This is a genomic window from uncultured Bacteroides sp., assembly GCF_910586915.1.
Taxonomy (GTDB): domain Bacteria; phylum Bacteroidota; class Bacteroidia; order Bacteroidales; family Bacteroidaceae; genus Bacteroides.
In genome coordinates this window covers 39,938-59,554 of record NZ_CAJULN010000014.1, presented here as the reverse complement: position 1 = coordinate 59,554, position 19,617 = coordinate 39,938, and the positions used below count along the sequence as shown (strand labels likewise).

Annotated in this window: 11 protein-coding genes and 1 pseudogene; 7 read left to right on the top strand and 5 right to left on the bottom strand. The window is 41.9% G+C overall.

All coding sequences use genetic code 11. The features are described 5' to 3' along the window. Nucleotides 1-3: 3 nt before the first annotated feature. Complete coding sequence (locus QZ331_RS07360) at nt 4-1,020, top strand: inorganic phosphate transporter (RefSeq protein ID WP_294629287.1); 1,017 nt, start codon at nt 4-6, stop codon at nt 1,018-1,020. Here the strand turns inward: QZ331_RS07360 and QZ331_RS07355 are convergent. From QZ331_RS07355 to QZ331_RS07345, 3 genes are read right to left on the bottom strand one after another with little or no spacing between them, the layout of a single operon-like run. Then, complete coding sequence (locus tag QZ331_RS07355) at nt 1,015-4,404, bottom strand: SbcC/MukB-like Walker B domain-containing protein (RefSeq protein WP_294629286.1); 3,390 nt, start codon at nt 4,402-4,404, stop codon at nt 1,015-1,017. The genes QZ331_RS07360 and QZ331_RS07355 overlap by 6 nt on opposite strands. Then, on the bottom strand, nt 4,388-4,966 hold the full coding sequence (locus tag QZ331_RS07350) for a DUF4194 domain-containing protein (RefSeq protein WP_294629285.1): 579 nt from the start codon (nt 4,964-4,966) through the stop codon (nt 4,388-4,390). The genes QZ331_RS07355 and QZ331_RS07350 overlap by 17 nt, the downstream gene beginning before the upstream one ends. Beyond that, nucleotides 4,963-6,423, bottom strand: coding sequence for a DUF3375 domain-containing protein (locus tag QZ331_RS07345; RefSeq protein ID WP_294629284.1), 1,461 nt, complete (start codon nt 6,421-6,423; stop codon nt 4,963-4,965). The genes QZ331_RS07350 and QZ331_RS07345 overlap by 4 nt, the downstream gene beginning before the upstream one ends. A 327-nt stretch (nt 6,424-6,750) precedes the next feature. Here QZ331_RS07345 and QZ331_RS07340 point away from each other — a divergent pair, with 327 nt between their 5' ends. The 3 genes and pseudogenes from QZ331_RS07340 (at nt 6,751) to QZ331_RS07330 (ending at nt 14,422) form a co-directional block, all read left to right on the top strand. Further along, nucleotides 6,751-11,625, top strand: coding sequence for a RecQ family ATP-dependent DNA helicase (locus tag QZ331_RS07340; protein WP_294629283.1), 4,875 nt, complete (start codon nt 6,751-6,753; stop codon nt 11,623-11,625). A 73-nt stretch (nt 11,626-11,698) separates the two neighbouring features. Beyond that, on the top strand, nt 11,699-12,373 hold the full coding sequence (locus QZ331_RS07335; protein WP_294629282.1) for a hypothetical protein: 675 nt from the start codon (nt 11,699-11,701) through the stop codon (nt 12,371-12,373). A 561-nt stretch (nt 12,374-12,934) separates the two neighbouring features. After that, nucleotides 12,935-14,422, top strand: a pseudogene (locus QZ331_RS07330) (RNA-binding domain-containing protein). 303 nt (nt 14,423-14,725) lie between these two features. Here QZ331_RS07330 and QZ331_RS07325 read toward each other — a convergent pair. Together QZ331_RS07325 and QZ331_RS07320 are read right to left on the bottom strand one after the other, a co-directional pair. Further along, nucleotides 14,726-15,394, bottom strand: coding sequence for a hypothetical protein (locus QZ331_RS07325; RefSeq protein WP_195601240.1), 669 nt, complete (start codon nt 15,392-15,394; stop codon nt 14,726-14,728). A gap of 56 nt (nt 15,395-15,450) precedes the next feature. Continuing rightward, nucleotides 15,451-16,191: a TetR/AcrR family transcriptional regulator gene (locus tag QZ331_RS07320; RefSeq protein WP_235340392.1), complete on the bottom strand. Its 741-nt coding sequence runs from the start codon at nt 16,189-16,191 to the stop codon at nt 15,451-15,453. A 247-nt stretch (nt 16,192-16,438) separates the two neighbouring features. On the opposite strand from QZ331_RS07320, the gene QZ331_RS07315 reads away from it, so the two are divergent. From QZ331_RS07315 to QZ331_RS07305, 3 genes are read left to right on the top strand one after another with little or no spacing between them, the layout of a single operon-like run. After that, entirely contained in the window at nt 16,439-17,635 is a 1,197-nt protein-coding gene (locus QZ331_RS07315) for a hypothetical protein (RefSeq protein WP_294629281.1), read from the top strand. Between the two features lie 7 nt (nt 17,636-17,642). Beyond that, nucleotides 17,643-18,050 carry a hypothetical protein gene (locus QZ331_RS07310; protein ID WP_294629280.1) on the top strand — a complete coding sequence of 136 codons (408 nt, stop codon included), beginning with the start codon at nt 17,643-17,645 and terminating at the stop codon, nt 18,048-18,050. A gap of 52 nt (nt 18,051-18,102) precedes the next feature. Then, nucleotides 18,103-19,617, top strand: a complete 1,515-nt coding sequence (locus tag QZ331_RS07305) for a hypothetical protein (protein WP_294629279.1) — start codon at nt 18,103-18,105, stop codon at nt 19,615-19,617.

The window sequence follows — 19,617 nt, the reverse complement described above, 5'->3', positions numbered from 1 at the left end:
ATCATGGAACTATTAGTAACGATTATCATCCTGGCACTGATATTCGACTATATCAACGGATTTCACGATGCGGCAAACTCCATCGCCACCATCGTATCCACCAGAGTGCTGACTCCTTTTCAAGCCGTGGTGTGGGCAGCTTTCTTCAACTTCGTGGCTTTTTTCATCGCCAAATACATCATAGGCGGATTCGGCATTGCCAACACCGTGTCGAAAACGGTGGCAGAGCCATACATCACTTTGCCCATTATATTGGCGGGGCTTATCGCCGCCATCATCTGGAACCTGATTACCTGGTGGAAAGGTATCCCCTCTTCCTCCTCGCACACCCTTATCGGCGGATTTGCCGGCGCCGCCATCATGGCACACGGTTTTGAAGCCATCCGGCTCAGCATCATCGCGAAGATAGCAGCCTTCATCTTTCTGGCTCCTTTCATCGGTATGGTCATCGCTTTCGGTTTCACGTTGCTGGTGCTTTATATGTGCCGCCGTGCACATCCCCACACTGCGGAACAATGGTTCAAGAGGTTGCAACTCGTATCCTCCGCCCTCTTCAGCGTAGGACACGGATTGAACGACTCACAGAAAGTAATGGGCATCATCGCGGCCGCCATGATAGCCGCCCATTCGATGGGGCTGGGTATGGGGATAAACAGCATCAACGACCTCCCCGACTGGGTAGCCTTCTCCTGTTTTACCGCCATCTCGCTCGGCACCATGTCCGGCGGCTGGAAGATTGTAAAAACAATGGGGAGCAAAATCACCAAAGTCACCCCATTGGAAGGTGTGATTGCCGAAACCGCCGGAGCCTTTACGCTCTACCTCACGGAGATGCTGAAAATACCGGTCAGCACCACACACACCATCACAGGAGCCATCATTGGTGTAGGTGCGACCAAACGGCTTTCGGCCGTCCGTTGGGGAGTTACCAAAAGCCTGATGACCGCCTGGGTACTCACCATCCCAGTGAGCGGACTTTTAGCGGCGGGAATCTATTGGGGTGTTTCTCTATTCTTATAGAATAGTACCCGGATTCTTTTCGGCCTTCCACTGCTCGATAAGCATACTGTAGAGCCAAGAAGTCTTTCCCTCTTTACGCTCCACAAAATAGACATACGAGATGTCGTCCTCTACAATATGTATATTGTCATTCGGCGTAACCACAAGAAGCTGCAAGTGAAGCTGCTTGCACAAGTCTATCAGATAGCGTGCCTTGTCTTCGTCCTGTGCCTTGAAAGCCTCATCGATGGCTATGAAACGGAACGAATTGTCCTGCATTCCGTTTTTGGTAAGTCCAAACTGATAGGCAATGGCCGAGCCGAGAATGGTATAGGTGAGTTGCGCCTTTTCTCCTCCCGAGAGATGTCCCATATTCTCGTAAGTACTCTCCTTCAAGCCTGTCGCGCGGTTGAATTCCTCCGCCTTGTAAGTAAACCATGAGCGCACGTCCATTACCCTCGCGCGCCACTCCTCGTTCTCAAGGCGTTCCATAAACGGCTGTATGTGTTCGCGGAAGTGTATCTTGCGGCCGTCTACGGTGGCATTCATTTTCTGCACATTGGGCATGGCTTCGTCCATGAGGCGGCAAAACTCGCGCACCTCTTCGTTCACCCGCTTCGGCATGACGAGCTGTATGTAGGTGACGGGCCGCTTGCGATAGTCTATCCCGATGAGTGACTCGTTGAGCATCCTGATATTGTCGTCGATGGCACTCTTCCAATTCATGAAGAACATACGGAAATCGCCCACCTTATCGGTAAGGGTCTTCTGGAGATAGTTGTCAAACTGCTTTTCGTATTTGGGCAGATTCTCCTTCTGAAGACGCTGGAGCATATGCTGGTACTCATCTATCAGATCGATATTATCGGCATCAGGCAAAGCATTGACATCCGAACGCCAGTCTTTGAATCTATCCGTGATGCTCTCCGGAGGATATTTGAAGTCGCGGACAAGGTTCTTTGCCTTATCCTCCACATCGCGTTTCTTGCCCGAAATTTTATTTCTCTCGCGGTCGTTCTTGCTGATGAACGACTGGCGCTCGCGTTTGAGACTGTCGTAGGTACACTCCTTCAACTCGTTGTACGATTTTTCAAAATCAGACAACAGGATGGAACGCATGGAAGCTATGCTACGCTGACACTCTTCCATTTCGCGCCCTGTCTCCTTGATTTTTGTCTTTACATCCGAAATCTGCTCCACCTTACTACGGATGTCCTCCCGCGAGATTTTGTAGATATTCCGGCGCACCTGTTCCAACTGATGCTGCAAGGTCTGTATGGTACTGTTTTTTTCCAATTCGGCTTTGTCGGAAAGTTTCTCTTGCAGACGCGCGGCATATTCTTTCCAGTCGATGGCATCGAAATCGGCAAACGAGTCCACCAACTTTTTGCCCAACTCATAATCGCACTGAAACTTCTGTTTCTCAGTTTCTATCTCGTTCAACCGGGCCAGCAAGGTTTCCTCTTTTTTCTGCCACTCCTTTATTTCGTGCTGCAACAATGCTATCTTGCTTTGATTGTCCCACCCTAATATGTAATGTGCCTTGCTTACGATGTGAGGACGGTCGTCCTTCTCGTGCCTGTCATGCGAAAGTTTTATCAATCCCTCGCGCGTGACCGCTTTTTCCTGACAGCGTTCAAACTCTTCCAAGTTTTCTACACACGCATAGTTGTATTGATGAAACACGGTATCGCGTATCCATTCTCCGTATATGGAATCCGGACGTACCTCTATCTTGTCAAGCAGTCGTCCTTCGTCGGCAGCAAAAGCATTTATATCGGCCAGCGAAGTGTATGGACGATAGCGATAGTAGGTAATTCTTCCCTTAAGGTCGCTGGAGTTCAAGAATTTGTTCACCTCGTGATAATATTCGTCGGGCACAAGCAGGTGCAGGGCGAAGTTATGCAGGATTTTCTCTATCGCCCCCTCCCATTCCATCTCTGCCGGATGCACTCTTATCAACTCGCCGATGAAAGGGATTTCATCTTTTGTAGCCCCGGTATGCTGGAGAATCATTTCTCTGATTTCAGACTCACGGCCGGAAATGTTGTTCTTGTTTTTCTTGAGCGAACCGATGGTTCCGATATACTCGTCTACACGCTGCCTGATCTCATTCCTTTCATTCTCAAGCGTTATCGTTTCCCTTATTTTCAGCTCTATTCCGGCGTTCATCTCTTCCAGTCGTCCCGCCACATCGGTGCGTTGTTTCAGAAAGGTCTCTTTCTCCGGGGCAGTTGCCAGTGAGAGATGCGAAGCTGCCGCGTTGTATTCATCCATTCGTGCCACACGTTCGTCGCGGAGTCCTTCCAGGCGTTTTATCTCCTGTTCCATCTCCTTTATTTTTCCGCCCACCTCGTCATTCTCAATAGCAAGTGCTAGCGAACGCTCTTCCTGGCGCATCTTCTCTTCATCGTCGCGAAGTCTCTTCTCTTCTTTCTCCAAACGGCTTTGTTCTTGCTCCAGGTGTTCCACGCGTTCTTTGCCCAGTTCCAACGTCTTGCGTGCAAACCAATAGTCTATGCTGTCCCTGTCGACCGACAGTTGCCTGAGTTTTGCGGCATAATCTTTTATCTCGTCGACATATTTCGAGATGGGAGTAAGCAATTCAATCTGCTTTCCCGCCTTTTCGATATTCAGCTTTGCCTCCATCAAAGTCTTGAAACTATCTTTCAGCATAATGTATTGCGACTCGGCATTCTGCTCTTCGAGCATATTGGTACGTATAAAGTCGTCAAGGTCGTCGAGTACCTTGACACCTACAATCTGGTTGAAAAGCGAGAGTGCCTTGACAGAACGCATACCGAAAAGTTGCGTTATGCGATCGGCATACCCGACGGGGCCTTCAAAAAACTCTACCATAGTACGGTTGCCTTTGTGAGCACTTTCGAGACGGCGACGCCACACACCTTTTCCGTCGAATGGCTGGAAATCGCTTTTTATATCAAGCTCGCAATGAGCCAAACCGAATGTACGCCTCAACTCGCCGCCCGAAAACCATCTTACCTGGAATATCGTAACCACACGCATATCGGTATTGGTAAAAGTGGCAAGAAGGACGGAATAAGCCGAATGGTCGCGCAACGACTGTGTGCTCGCCCCGTTATCTCCGTCCCGTTGGATGTTTCCGTAATTGCCGAGCACATAAGTCTCTTCCGTCCGGTTTCCCTTTTTTTCAACTCCGGACGACTGGTTGTAGAACCTGTCTTTCTTAGCCGGTACCATCAGCGTGAGAAGGGCATCTATAATGGTACTCTTGCCGGAAGCGTTTGCCCCGGTGAGCAAAGCATTGTTTCCTTGAGGTTCCATACGGAAAACCCGGTCGTGAAAGGTTCCCCAGTTATATATCTCCATATATTTCAGACGAAATCCCGATGTATCGGAACCGGTACTAAACAGACTCAACATATTCTTGCAGTTTATCCTTAAATTCTTGTAATTTGTCCAATGTCACTTTTTCCTTTATAATCCGGTGAATCTGATACGTATTCACATTGTCGCGCTTGATGACTTTCAAATAACCCAAAGCCACAATGCGGCTGATGTAAGTGTCTATTTCATTAAGGAGCTTCACTCTGTTGAAACGTTCCGGCAGGAACATCTCTATGCGCTCCTTAAGTTCGTTTGCGCTTACAAAACGCTCGGTAGCATACAGTTCGTCCATATTACTGTCAAATTCTTCGAGCATCTGCCTGAGTATTATTAATATGACAGATGTCTCAAAGCCAAGAGGCTGACGCGGTATGAGCCCGATAGTCCTGTCGTCATCGTCAACGATCTGCTTGATATATGCAAAGCCCTCGTCACGTTTCACAATCAATTCTAAACCTATATTGGAAAGGTACTTGTTTATTTCCGACTGATAATTCAAGATGTCTTCCCATGTATTTCCGTCGGTATGTTCAACCGGCCCTTTCAGCAACCGTACCACAGTGCGTCCGTAAGGTGCTATGATGGAATCTATATTCATTTTATGATAATAATTTCCGGTATAATAATGAATTTCTGTAACTCACTGTTGAATTGTATCGCTTGTGTCTTCCCGGCATTTATGGTATGCTTGAAGCCACGTATGACACTGATGTAGCCAAAAAGTTCGGCAAGCCCCTTGTTCAGTCCGCCGTTATTCTCTATTACGTCCGAAAGAGACACCTGCTTACGCCGCTTTAACGAGTCATTGATACGTTGTTTCAATACCACCCGGTCAACGCCATGACTGACAAAAAGTTTGTCGGCATACTCCGCCCCCGCTATATCGCCACTGGCAATCTCGATGACATTGGAATAGGCTATGTCGTCCGTCTTTTCGAGCGTGAGTTTCCTTTCTATGGGTATGGATATTTCGGGCATGGTCTCCAACTCCAATGATATGTCGGGCTTGATATTCTTGCCGGCCAACTGCAAAAGTAAGGACTGTATGTCTTGAATGACACGTTTGGAGGCCGCAGAGTGAGAATTGGTGCTTTCACAGATAATACGGCTTAACTTGTCCGCCATCTTGTCATTGGCCTGATATACTTTCTTCCCGCTATTATAAAGATACTGCTTCATATTTTTAAGGAACATATCTTCCTGACGCATCTGTACGGTATCTATGGACTTATATAGTTCGTCCACCATATTGTCCCAAGCATCCTGCATGGAAGGTGTCATGAGGAAATCCCAAAAAGCATAAAAACTTTTGCCTTGCGAACTTTGCTGCAACTTGTCAAGGGCATCGAAAGTATATCCCAGGATATCTCCTTTCGAAACTTCACCCTCGGCGTGTTTCTGGTAAATCGATTTGGTGATGGACTTGAAATTGTCTTCCACCTCCTTGAAATCGGAAAGAAGTTCTTTGGCAATACGGGTAATGTCGCGAAAACGGGGCAATATCTGGTAATCCTCATACACTACTGCCGACTCGCCCGCTTTGATACTTTGTATCTGATGCTCTATCTCCATTTTCTTCTGCTCCAGCATACGGATACGCTCTTCGGGGTCTTCGTTAGTAAACTCCACCAGGTCTTTTATCTGTCCGTAAAGGTTGACAAACTTCGATTCCGTACCCACAAACTCATCTTTCTTAAGACTAAGAAGCCAATCAATGACCTTGCTCGAATAGGACGAAAGTTCATAAAAGACCTCTCCACCCTCCTGCTGGTAGTTACGGAGAAAACCCTTATCAGTCCATCTCTGAATGTATTTATAGGCTTTCTCATCGTAGGAATCGAATACATTGATATCGTTTTCCTCATCTTTCTCAAGGTTTATTGACGAAAGATAATCGGAAAGTCTCATCTTAATGGAATCGTAGGCCACAGGTTCCCTGTGCTTATAAAAGGTGTTATATAAAAACAATATAATAATTTCCCTATTACGCAAACGTAACAGTTCCACACAAGGGGAGCTACTCAATATATCGGACAATAACCGGGATTCTGACATATTTTATATAAGGAAAAATAAAGTCTATCTTTAATACTTAAAAAACGGTTCAAAACAAATTATTTTACAAAAATAGTGATTAATTCCGAGACGGCAATGTAGAATAAGGGGAAAATTGGTATCGGCTAAAGCATAAGATTGCCATGAGTATCCGGTTACAAACAAATCAGTGGATTTAAATGCATAAAAATCAAAAGAAAGCGATAATTTTGACAGATTCTCCAGTTTTATCCTTACCTTTGTAATTGATATTCGGGGTATTACACCCAAACAACAAGAAAACGATGCAGATACATAATAAGTTCAAATTATAAAACGATTTATTATATGTCAATATGGAGCAGATTCATAAGAATCAAGAAAACCGAAGACAAAGACAATATCATCGGTGATAAAAGCACATCTGTACCACGCAGTGCTCAAAATTATGCCATAGTAGATGTTGAAGTTGGCTTGAAAGACCATAAAATCCATGATATAGGAGCACTCAAACATGATGACACGACATTTCACAAAACTTCCAAAGAAGAACTATTTATTTTCTTAAACGATATCGATTACCTCTGCGGTCACAACATCATCCATCATGATGCGAAATATCTGTTTACAGACAAAGCATACCGATGGACTTTGGTTGATACGCTTTATGTCTCGCCTTTATTGTTTCCAGAACGTCCTTACCACAGGCTGGTGAAAGATGACAAATTGCTCTGTGAACAGATGAATAACCCGGTAAACGATTGCAAGAAGGCAAAAGACCTGCTGTTGGATGAAATCGCACGCTGGAATTCACTGCCGAAAGAGAAGCGTATATTATTCGCATCGTTGCTGAAGGACAAAAAAGAATTTAAGGGATTTCTCAGCATGGTAAATGCGGAGTATATCCATGAAGGAATACCCGAACTTATCAAAGAACTTTATACCGGAAAGATTTGCCAGCATACCGACTTTGATATGCTCATCGGCCAATACCCGTGCGGATTGGCGTATGCATTGGCTCTGATTGATACCACAGATTATCGTTCCATCACCCCCGGGTGGGTACTTCACAATTATCCGGAAGTGGAATTTATCATAAAACTCCTGCGCCACACCAATTGCCACGAAGGTTGCGACTACTGCCATACGCAACTGGACGTGCTCCATAACCTAAAAGTATTCTTCGGATATGAACGCTTCCGGACATACGAAGGCGAACCTCTGCAAGAACAAGCTGCCCAAGCTGCGGTGGAAAGTAAATCGCTGTTGGCGATATTTCCTACCGGTGGCGGCAAATCACTAACCTTCCAATTACCGGCACTTATGGCAGGACGCTCCGTGCACGGACTTACGGTGGTCATCTCTCCCTTACAATCGCTGATGAAAGACCAGGTAGACAACCTTGCCGACAGAGGTATAACGGAAGCCGTAACCATCAATGGAATGTTAGATCCCATCACAAGGGCACTATCTATACAGAGAGTACAAGACGGAGAGGCTTCACTATTGTATATATCTCCCGAAATGCTTCGCTCTAAAACGATTGAGAGGATATTGACAGCTCGGCACATTGTAAGGTTTGTTATAGACGAAGCGCATTGTTTTTCTTCGTGGGGGCAGGATTTCAGAGTCGACTATCTCTACATTGGTAAATTCATCCGAAAATACCAGCAAAAGAAAAAATGCAAGCATCCGATACCTGTATCCTGTTTTACGGCTACGGCAAAACAGAAAGTAGTACAAGATATCTGCGACTATTTCAAGCAAACCTTGAATTTGAATTTAGAGTTATTCGCGTCAACGGCTTCAAGAACAAACCTGCACTATTCCGTCATATATGCAGAGAGTGACAATGACAAGTATTTAAAGTTGAGAGAACTTGTAGCAGAGGCCGATTGCCCGACTATTGTTTACGTATCACGTACTAAACGGACAAAGGAACTGGCTGTAAAATTGACTCGCGACGGTTACAAGGCACTGCCTTTCAATGGCAAGATGGAAGCGGATGAAAAAATCGCCAATCAGGAGGCCTTCATGAACGACCAGGTACACATCATCGTGGCTACGTCTGCATTCGGTATGGGAGTCGATAAGAAAGATGTAGGTCTTGTGGTACATTATGACATTTCCGACTCTCTGGAAAACTACGTTCAAGAAGCAGGCAGGGCCGGTCGTGACCCAAGTCTCAGCGCACGTTGTTATGTGCTTTATAGCGACAATGACCTGGACAAACATTTCATATTGCTAAACCAAACAAAACTTAGCATTAGTGAAATACAACAGGTATGGAAAGCCGTCAAAAACCTTACCAGGCAGCGTATGAGAGTCGACTGTTCTGCATTGGAAATTGCCAGGCAAGCCGGATGGGACGATTCGGTTACCGACATTGAAACCCGTGTGCGGACAGCATTGGCTGCTTTGGAACAAAGCGGATACTTGGTAAGAGGAAACAATGTGCCTCATGTATATGCCACAGGAATTACGGTAAAGGACATGGACGAGGCAAGAGAACGCATATCAGCATCAGTGCTCTTTGGTAGTGATGAAATGGAGAAGTCAGTCCGCATCATCAAATCATTGATATCCCAAAAACATATCGCCAAAGCCCAGGATTCGGAAGCAGAATCACGGGTCGATTATCTGGCAGATATCTTGGGACTAAGCAAAAGAGAAGTCATATCCATAGTGGAACGTATGCGGCAGGAAGGGATATTGGCAGATAGCAAAGATATATCCGCCTATTTGTTGGATGCAGGCGACTCGGAACGAAGGTCGCAAATGCTGCTCGAGCGCTTTGCAAAACTTGAACAATACATCCTCAATCATATTCCCGACGGGGCTTTGCGAATATCATGCAAGCAACTGAATGAAAATGCCATGAACGACGGAATCAGTACATCCAAAGAAAAAGATATCCGGACGCTACTCTATTTCCTCACTGTCAAGGGCTATACCCGTAAGAAAGAAGATGCAGTTCGTAATATGGAAATTAGTCGTCAGGCAGACTTGGATTCTACAATAAGACGTTTTGAGAAGAGATTGGAAATAAGCCGTTTTGCGGTGGAATGGTTACACAAGTTAGCTTCAGATACAGAAAAGGAGAACACTCCCGACAAAGCCATCCGGTTTTCCGTAATAGAACTTCTGAACCGAATAAAGTCAAGTACCCAATCCCTTTTTGGCGGACTTGATGACATCCAGTTGGAAGACGTGGAGGAAGCGCTTCTGTACTTGTCGAAAATCGGTTCACTCAAACTTGAAGGCGGCTTTTTGGTACTTTATAATGCCATGAATATCCAAAGAATAAAGGACAACAAGTCGAGATACAAACAAGACGACTACCGGATGCTCAACGAATTCTACAAGTTGAAAATCCAGCAAGTGCATATTGTAGGCGAATATGCCAATCTGATGGTAAGAGATTATCAGGCAGCTTTGCAATATGTTCAAGACTATTTCCAAATGGACTACAGGAAGTTTGTCACAAAATATTTTAAAGGAGACAGGGTAAGTGAGATACAACGTAACTTGACGCCACAGAAGTACAAACAATTATTCGGACAGTTATCCGAACGGCAAATGGATATTATTTCCGACAAAGTTTCACGTTGCATTGTGGTTGCAGCCGGTCCGGGTAGTGGCAAAACACGTGTATTGGTTCATAAACTGGCCTCGCTTCTGTTACTTGAAGATGTGAAACACGAACAACTCCTGATGCTGACATTCTCAAGGGCAGCCGCTACGGAATTCAAACAAAGACTCATGGAGTTGATAGGCAACGCCGCCCACTTTGTCGAAATAAAAACATTCCATTCCTATTGCTTCGACCTATTGGGAAGGATAGGCAATCTTGAAGATTCAAGAAATGTTGTTTCAAAGGCAGCCGAGATGATATGTCAAGGAGAAGTAGAACCAAACAAAATCGGTAAGACAGTATTGGTCATAGACGAAGCTCAGGATATGGGGATGGAAGAACATTCATTGGTAAAGGCTCTGATAACCAACAACGAGGAAATGCGTGTGATAGCGGTGGGAGACGATGACCAGAACATCTATGAATTCCGTGGTTCCGATTCCGGTTATATGTACCAGTTGGCACAAGAAAGCGGAAGCGTATTTGTCGAAATGACCGAAAACTACCGCAGTGCGCGCCAACCGGTGGATTTTGCCAACGGATTCTTGAAAAACATACATAAAAGAATAAAAAATACGCCTATCATCTCCATGAGAAAAGAAAAGGGCTGGGTGGAAGTGATACGCTATCAATCGGAATATATGTATCAGCCGCTCGTTGAAAACCTGCTTCGGCATAGAGAAAAAGGTACGTCGTGCGTACTGACCCAAACAAATGAAGAGGCCGTTATCCTGATGGCTCTTTTGCGAAAATATGGTATAAACAGTAAACTGATACAATCAATGGATGGCCTACGCTTTTGGAATATGGCCGAGATGAGATATTTCCTGAGGTATATAAACAAACGGATAAAAACACCGCTAATCACAGAAGAACTATGGGAGGAAGCCAAGCATACTACCTTTTCTACTTATGACAGGAGTCTAAGTTTAATGTATGTAAAGCGCTGTGTAGAGCAGTTTGAACAAACTAACAAGACTAAATATTTCAGTGACTTCAAAGAATTTGTATTTGAATCGTCGTTGGAAGACTTCTGCGATGTGTCAGGAGCCGACGTTGTGGTGTCAACTATTCACAAAGCCAAAGGCAGAGAGTTTGACGACGTTCATATGCTTATTTCCGATAGTTATAAAAAGGATACCCATCTGATGCGCCGATATTACGTAGGAATAACCCGTGCGAAAAACCGGCTATTCATACATACAAACGGCGATTGTTTCAATCATTTGAGTGCAGACCGATATCTAATTAATCAGCAGCAATATAATATGCCTGAAGAAATCGTTCTACAACTCTCTCACAAAGATGTCAATTTGGGATTCTTTAAAGAAAAGAAACAAGAGGTCTTAGCATTAAGAGGAGGAGATTCTTTGACTTACAGCAACTTCTTTTTGTATAGTTCATTGACTGACAAACCTGTAGCAAAATTATCATCAAAAATGCAGGGAACATTATCTGAATGGGAACAAAGAGGTTATAAGGTGAAATCCGCATCCGTACGGTTCGTCGTAGCATGGAAACCCAAAGATGCACCCAAAAATGAACCGGAAACGGCTGTTCTTTTAGCAGACTTAATGCTTTCTTTGTAAGTTAAAATATTTATACTTCCTTTGAAAAAAGAAAGAAGGAATAGAATCTGAAAACAATACATAATTTTATGAAATGATACTGATTGATATTATAATACAACTTATAATCTTCACCCTGTCAGCAACAGTTATCGCGTTGCCGACGGCAGGAATTATGTTTTGGCGTAGTAAGAAACAGAAGAAAAGAAACACCATACTGACATTCTTATCTCCTTTCGTGTTCATATATACTTTCTATTTCGGCTATCTGATAGGCGGCTTTACCTGTTCTTCAGTATTCAATACCGGTTGCGGAATGGACGGATATTATCACACAGATCTGCCAAATGGCTATGAAATAGAATCCATTGTGGATGACTTTGACCGAGAATATTTTACAGGAAATATCAGCAAGGAAGGGAAAAAAATTGTTGAATGGGTTAAAAAAATCAAGATTATTGGAGATACAATTTATGGAGAACGATATTATATCAATGAAGCACCCGGAAGTGAATATTATTTTTCTTTGAATACCCAAACAAATGAACTTACGCAATATACCTCATACGATGAAGCGCAAAAATTAAATCCGGTCACAACAACTACGCTGACACCTCTTGAAGCCTTTTATTATAAAAGTTGGCAGTGGATTATCCCTCTGACTGTTCTTGTCTTTATTACATCATCAGGAATAGTTTTTCTTATATGGTTTATTACTATGAAAATACATCGAATATTAAAAAGAAGAACGAAGTATATCAGCCTATAAATGTGGTTGATTGAGAGCATTCAATTAATTCATATCTATTGTCAAGATTGTCATCAGCCTAGACGGAATATAAACTTAAGATTTGTGTCAGAATCTCTAAATGGAGCAACTTCACGTTGACAAATATAATGAGAGCAAAAAATGTGGCAAATATCAGCAACAATGAATCATATAATAATCTTGGTGCAATCATATTATTTTTAACCCATAACAACCATGGCATCCCATAAACGCAAAAAGCGTGCAACTCATTGAGCTACACGCTTTTGCTTATTATTTATTATCTGTATCCTTATCGGAATCATTTCCTTCCTCAAAATCAACGTGATATATCTATCAGCGACTTGCGTACATGTGTTGCAAATATAACGCAAACCCGAAAATAAGCATCCATAAGCAACCACAGCTCTTGCTTGCAAAATTACGATTTTTATTCATAAATAAAGAGATGTAAACGCATAAAAATCAAAAGAAAGCGATGTTTTTAACAGATTCTTCGGTTTTATCCTTACCTTTGTGTATGATATTGGGATGTTATACCCAAACAACAATAAGAAAACGATGCAGATACATAACAATACATTGATAGCGGAATGCTCGGCTTACGATTTCAAGGAAATGTTGGAGCGTAAGAAAGTAAAGTCATGGCTTAAATCCGTGTCGGCATTTGCCAATACGGACGGTGGCAGTTTGTTCTATGGAGTGAATGATGACGGCGTAATTGTAGGGTTGGAGAATCCACAAGCCGATGCTGATTTTATCAGTGAAATGATAAAGGTACGACTTGACCCTGTGCCAGAAGTTCAACTTATTCCGATAGAACATGAAGGACATACCCTGCTTGAAGTGAAAGTAAAGGCAGGAACGCTTACACCTTATTACTATTATCAGGATGGGACACGTACCGCATATGTACGAGTTGGGAATGAAAGTGTAGAATGCAACTCCCAACAATTACTTTCGTTGGTATTAAAAGGCACGCACATGACTTAGGATTCACTGCCTACCCAAGTGGATGCCAGCAAACATTCTTTCATCATCCTTGCCAATACTTTCCGTGAGCAAACCCATCAGGAATGGAACGATAAGTATCTGGAATCATTCGGGCTGGTAACTCCTGACGGCAAACTGACCAATGCAGGATTGCTGTTTGTGGATAATTGCACGGTATTTCAATCGCGTATTTTCTGCACCCGTTGAACTGGACTCTATAAGGATGATGCCATCAGTTCCGTAGAACATCGGGCTAACCTTGTGCTGCTCTTAAAATATGGTATGGATTTCATCAAAAACTATACCATGAGCGGCTGGGTGAAGATGCCAAACTATCGCCTTAACCTCCCCGACTATTCCGACCGTGCTATCTTCGAAGGATTGGTAAACCATCTTATCCATCGGGATTATACCGTGATGGGCGGTGAAGTACATATCGATATTTACGATGACCGTGTAGAACTGGTATCACCGGGCGCAATGCTTGACGGAACACAGATTCAAGACCGTGACATATACAAAGTGCCGTCCATGCGCCGCAACCCCGTCATTGCGGATGTGTTCACACAGTTGGATTATATGGAAAAACGTGGTTCCGGCTTACGCAAAATGCGAGAGCTTACAGAGAAGCTACCCAATTTCCTGCAAGGTAAAGAGCCGCAATATCAAACGGAAGCGACTTCTTTCTACACCACATTCTATAATTTGAACTGGGGTGACAACGGAAGAATGCCTGTTGAAGAAGTAGCCAACAGAGTAAATAGTACCCTCGAAAAGTACCCGGTAAACGAAGAAAGTTCGGTCGAAAAGTTCGGTGTAAATGCGGATAAGTTCGGAGATACATCGGAAACACAGAAGAAAGTCAGTAAAACTGCACAAAAGATAATCGACCTCGTTATTTCAGATCCTTCAATCACAGCTGATAATATGGCCAACAAGATTGGTGTAACTAAACGCGCTATAGAGAAAAATATCAAGAGCCTTAGGGATATGGGAATTTTGGTTCACGAAGGTTCAGACAAGGCTGGTTATTGGCGCATTATTGTTAAACCATAAACAGAACAACAAACCTATGGAGACCTCTTTCATACCATTCTTTGCAATCATAGCCGTTTTGATTATCGCCTTTTTGTTTGCCTCTTTGCCACAGGTAAACCATAAAACGCGATACCGAGTGCTTTATGCAATAGCCATTATCATGCTATTAGCTGTTATCCCTATTAGTGAATATATGGCTGGTGGCATACAATATATTAAATTTTATAACATATTGATTTTATACATTTTAAGTGAATAGTTAAAGGAAGATTTTACAATTTAGCATCATTTTAGTATCACTTATATAGTTTTCATGATATATCAAAAAGCATGAATAAGGCAGATAAACAAGCTATGGGTCATTTTTTTCTCGGGGTAAAAATCAGACAATGAAACATTCTCTACGTTTATAAATCTTCGGGAAGAATAGATGTCCAAATTGGATATGCCATATCCTAACACTATTGCGGAATTGTGTAAACTCAGATTAATACCCCCCTTGACGTTCCAAAACAACCACTTACCCTTACTTGTAGATTTATATATCGACTTGCTGTCATAAGTGATTGAATTCACATAATCAATATGCACCCCTGCATACGGAATCAACAGTTGCACTCCACATTCGCCCTGAAGGGAAATCTTATATTTTCCCAATTTCAATAAAGCCGGAGTGGATAATAGAACAGAAGGGCGTAAATAGACTTTCCCTATCTTCTTGTCCGAGTCGCTTAGTACCCAAGAGTTCCACCTTCCGTGGGTTTCCCCGTAAGGAAGATATTCATTGTACCATTGACTGAAATAACCGATTCCGCCGCCAACTCCTAAATAAGGAAGCAACATGCGGTGATACGAAAACTCTAAATCATACGCGTCATTTGTATTCAGTCCGGCGGTTAATGTCATTCGCGATTTGTCCATCAATGACTGGGCATAAGAACTGCAATGCAAAAAGAGAAAAATAATAAAATACGTAAGTCTTGAATTCATGCCTTTAATTTTATGTTACTAACCGTCTATTATTGCACATTTATCCGATAAAGAAGCTATAAAATTGCTAATTCGTCTTTTGATATGCCTGTGGATTCTATAATGATTCGTTCATCTACATTATTTTGTTTTAGTATTCTGGCAATTTCCATTACTTTTTTATTCTGTTCTCCTTGTTTGTTTAGATAAACGATGATTTTTACCATTGTGTCGGCCAGCAATCGTTTTCCTTTTTTGGTATTGAAGTCAATCGAGCAAAAAGTCGAACGCTCTTTTCTCAATATGATATAATACATTCCTGCGACAATAACAGCCAATACCGCACGAGGTTCTATGTCGAGATGTTCCAGATACTTTTCATAGATAGGAATTACCTTTTCAACCATTACGTCCCGCTGTTTGGCAGATCTTCGGGTACTTTTATTATCTTCGGTAAGCTCCCAAGTCATCAAGCGTTGCATTTCCTTATCTTTTGATAATGATTTTATAAACCTCTCGGCAACGGTTTGAAGAAAAGTAGTAACATCATTCATATTCGATGCCTCTTCCATATCCAAGATGTCATTCAGCCAATAATCAAACTTGTGCGTGTATTTGTCCAAGAGGTTCTCCAAACTTCCAAAATGTCTGTAAATTACAGATATGTTGACATTGGCTGCAGCGGCGATAGAAGGCAGAGTGATTCTTGAAAAACCAACTTCTTTGATTAAAGAAGCGACAGCGTCCAATATATCCCTATCTACCGCATAATTGCTTCTTCTGTACCTCTTGTTTTTATCTGTTTCGTAATCAACCATGAGCTATCCTATTTTAGTTGAAACAAAGATACTCATTTCTCGTGGATTTCATAAAGGCTATTTTGTAAGATTAACACATTTGCGTATAATAATATATAATTGAAAATATTTCTTGATTATAACATATTGATTATGAATATAATATAAAATTATATTCATTTTTATTTGCTTAATATAAATCAATATTATATATTTGCAAAATCAGAGACGTCAATGATAGCATTTTAATTTAATAAAAAAAACGATTATGAAAACCCGTAAATCGATACTTGCATTACTTATCCTGTTAATCGTGACAGGATGTTCCAAAGAGATTTTGGAAGTCGTACCCCAAGCCGAATCCAGCGAAGAGAAGAGTAATTGCGTTCAAGATGTCAATTCTGCTGTTGTCAATCCGTATGCTACGACTTATTACGAGTTGATTAAAACCGCCATTTTAGCAACAAACTCCAACCTGCCACAAACAAGAGGTGGAAGTACGGATAGCATTTCGGATAATCCTTTCGTAGAAAAATTGGAAAACTTGGACATCTCGGACGAGAACGGAGATTCCATTTCCTTCTTTTCAATGAATGAAGAAGAACAGGCAGCTTTTCTTGATGACTGGGCAACGTTAGAGGCTAATGATATGTCAGAAAAGTTGTCTATCGAGCCTGAACTGGAAACATATATTCAGGAACAAAATGAGATTGTGGAGCAAACCATCCAAGAAGAAGCCATTCGGACGAGAAGCGGTGGTATGAAGATAGTCGATAAGGAGCGTTTTTTTAAGAAAATAGAAGAGCGAATGAGAAAAATGTATCTGGAGACAGAAGAGCAACAGGCAAATCTTCCCAGTACAAGGATTACAGTATCAACGGAAGACAGAATATCCACAGACATCTTGAAATCCAGTCTTCAGCATTATGCCCGAAGAGGGGATTTCATAGTCGCTCTGCCTAAACATAATACCCCATGGATATTTTTAAATATCGGAGATACACAGTTTAAAGTCGGACACGCTGCCATAATAAACAAGAATGTCACGACATCATGGGCCAATAATGCTACTTTTACTTGGGGGACACAGCTTCATGGCGGAGTGAAAAATGAGACTTTAGACTATTGGAGTGTGAAGTCTTATATCATGGGCATTCAGAAGGTGACTTGGAAATGGAAGTGGAGGGGCTTCAAAAGCCGTTTATATAAGACCGTAACGCCTGTTTCCAATCCTGCGGCATTAGCTGAAAAAGCCGGACAATATGCTGGTCGCGAGTATGTAAAATGGTACGAGTTTCCAACGGCTAAATGGGCAGCTCCCTCCCGATTTACCTGCACGACACTGGTATGGTATTGCGCAAAGAAGGTATATGGGATCAACGTGTCTTCCTGGTGGGCGACTATGGTGAGTCCGAGTGGGTTGTATTTAGATAGCAGCACTTATGTTCGGAAAGAAGTTAAGTAGCAGTATTATGAGAACATTGATTTTGTCAATATGGATATCGGTTATTCTGCTTCCGTTTTCCGGTTGTACTCATGATGATAAAGAACTGTTGGCCTTCTATCTGTCACAGCCAAGAGATTCGAAACTAATCGGTAAATGGCAATTTCTGGCCGATCCTTCCATGTTTCAGATTTACAATGAAGATGGATATATCTATAATTACTCAGATGGTGATATTAATCCGGAAGGAAGCCAAGGAGATTGTTGGTTCACGGAAGGAGATTCCGTTCTTAGAAGATATATCTACACAGGAAGTCGTTTTACGCTATCCAAAGAATTGCCTGTACAATATTACAAAATTGAAGGGGACTATTTATATATAAATGATAATAATTTCTTTAGATTGACACCAACCTATAAGCGGGTGAAGAAATAACCGAAGCGATTTATAACTAAGACAGTTTTATATTAAATCTAATTTATTAAAGATGAAAAAACAACTAATCACATTATGCTTGACGGCATTTACATTCAGTGCTTGTCAGCAAGAAGATTTGCCACTGGCAAAGTCGATAGAAACGCAGGAGCAAAATACTTTTAGCGGTATTCAAGTGGAAAATGGATATCTGAACTTTGAAAGTAACGACATCTTCCAAGAGTATCTGACTTCATTGGAAGAAGACAGAAGTTCAGAAAGTGCTTCAACGCGTTCGGGCATGAGAAAAATCCAAGGGTTTACTTCTATTGCCTCGTTAAAGGAAAGTCTCTCAACCACGACTAGAAATGCAAGCGACATTCAAGAGGAAGAGGAAATGTCACCAGATGAATTTAATCTTATGAATGCTGAAGAGTTGCTTGTCGATCCTATTCTTATGGAAGTTATGGATACGACTTTAAGAATAAAGATTGATGACCGGTTCTTTAAAGTAACTCCGTATGGTACATTTTCTGCAAGCGGAGATAATATCGATTTCATAGAAGATGCAATTGCAAAATTTGATACGACTCTAATACATTCGAATGAGAGTGGAAAATACATAGAGTTAGGCAATGGGGTCACGTTTACAAACACATTTGGCGATGGAAGCGTAATAGAGAGCGAATTGACTCCCGTTGAAGAAGAACCGGCCACACGGGCTGTAACTTCTAATTTCCATGATGGATATAATGTAAATTCTTACAAGTGGAAAAATAATTCTTTATATCAAAAATTCTGGGATAAGATTAGAGGCAAGGATGTGTCCAAAGAAAACTATTTTGATAGCAAAAAAAGAGTGCAGGTAAATGTGTTTGATATTAATTACGCATTTTATGCTTCCGCAGGTATAAAAGTAAAGATGCAAAGAAGAAAAAAGTTCTTGTTTGTCAAATACTGGGTGTCGGAAAATGCTGATAAGTTAGCTATCGGATTCAATAAAGTACATGGGGTACTGAAACTGAAGAATCCGCGTTCCTTTTCTTCTATAACCCCTACGACATCGACTAACTGGAATAATTTCACAGGTACTATCAACGGTATCATCTCCAAGTTCGTTTATGGTAATTATAGAAAACTGGATATAGTTAAAGATTGGGTTGACGACATATACATGTTTCTGCCTGAAGTAACGATTGCAAACAACGTATATCCCAATAAAGATATTATGAACAAATTATATAATACGCCGGCCGATTATATTTATAAGTTCTTAAAACAGCAAGCCGGTAAACACGTATATACTCCTATTAAAAAACAAATACAGCCCAAAGATCCGAGAATCTCCTATCTGGTCTGGGGGAATACCTCTTATACATTTAATCAAGAGAAACCTTATATAATGGGAGTTAAGGAGTATGGAAGGAGGTCTTCCAAGACAGTACGATTTGATCGTTCCTTCGGTTTTACTCTTAACAACTTTAGTGTAACAGGTTTTTTACCAACGGAGTTTGATATCCATGACATTGATGCCTTTGGTGCGGCATATTACAATGGTAGATGGAAAGGGGTTCGACTTATTAAATAG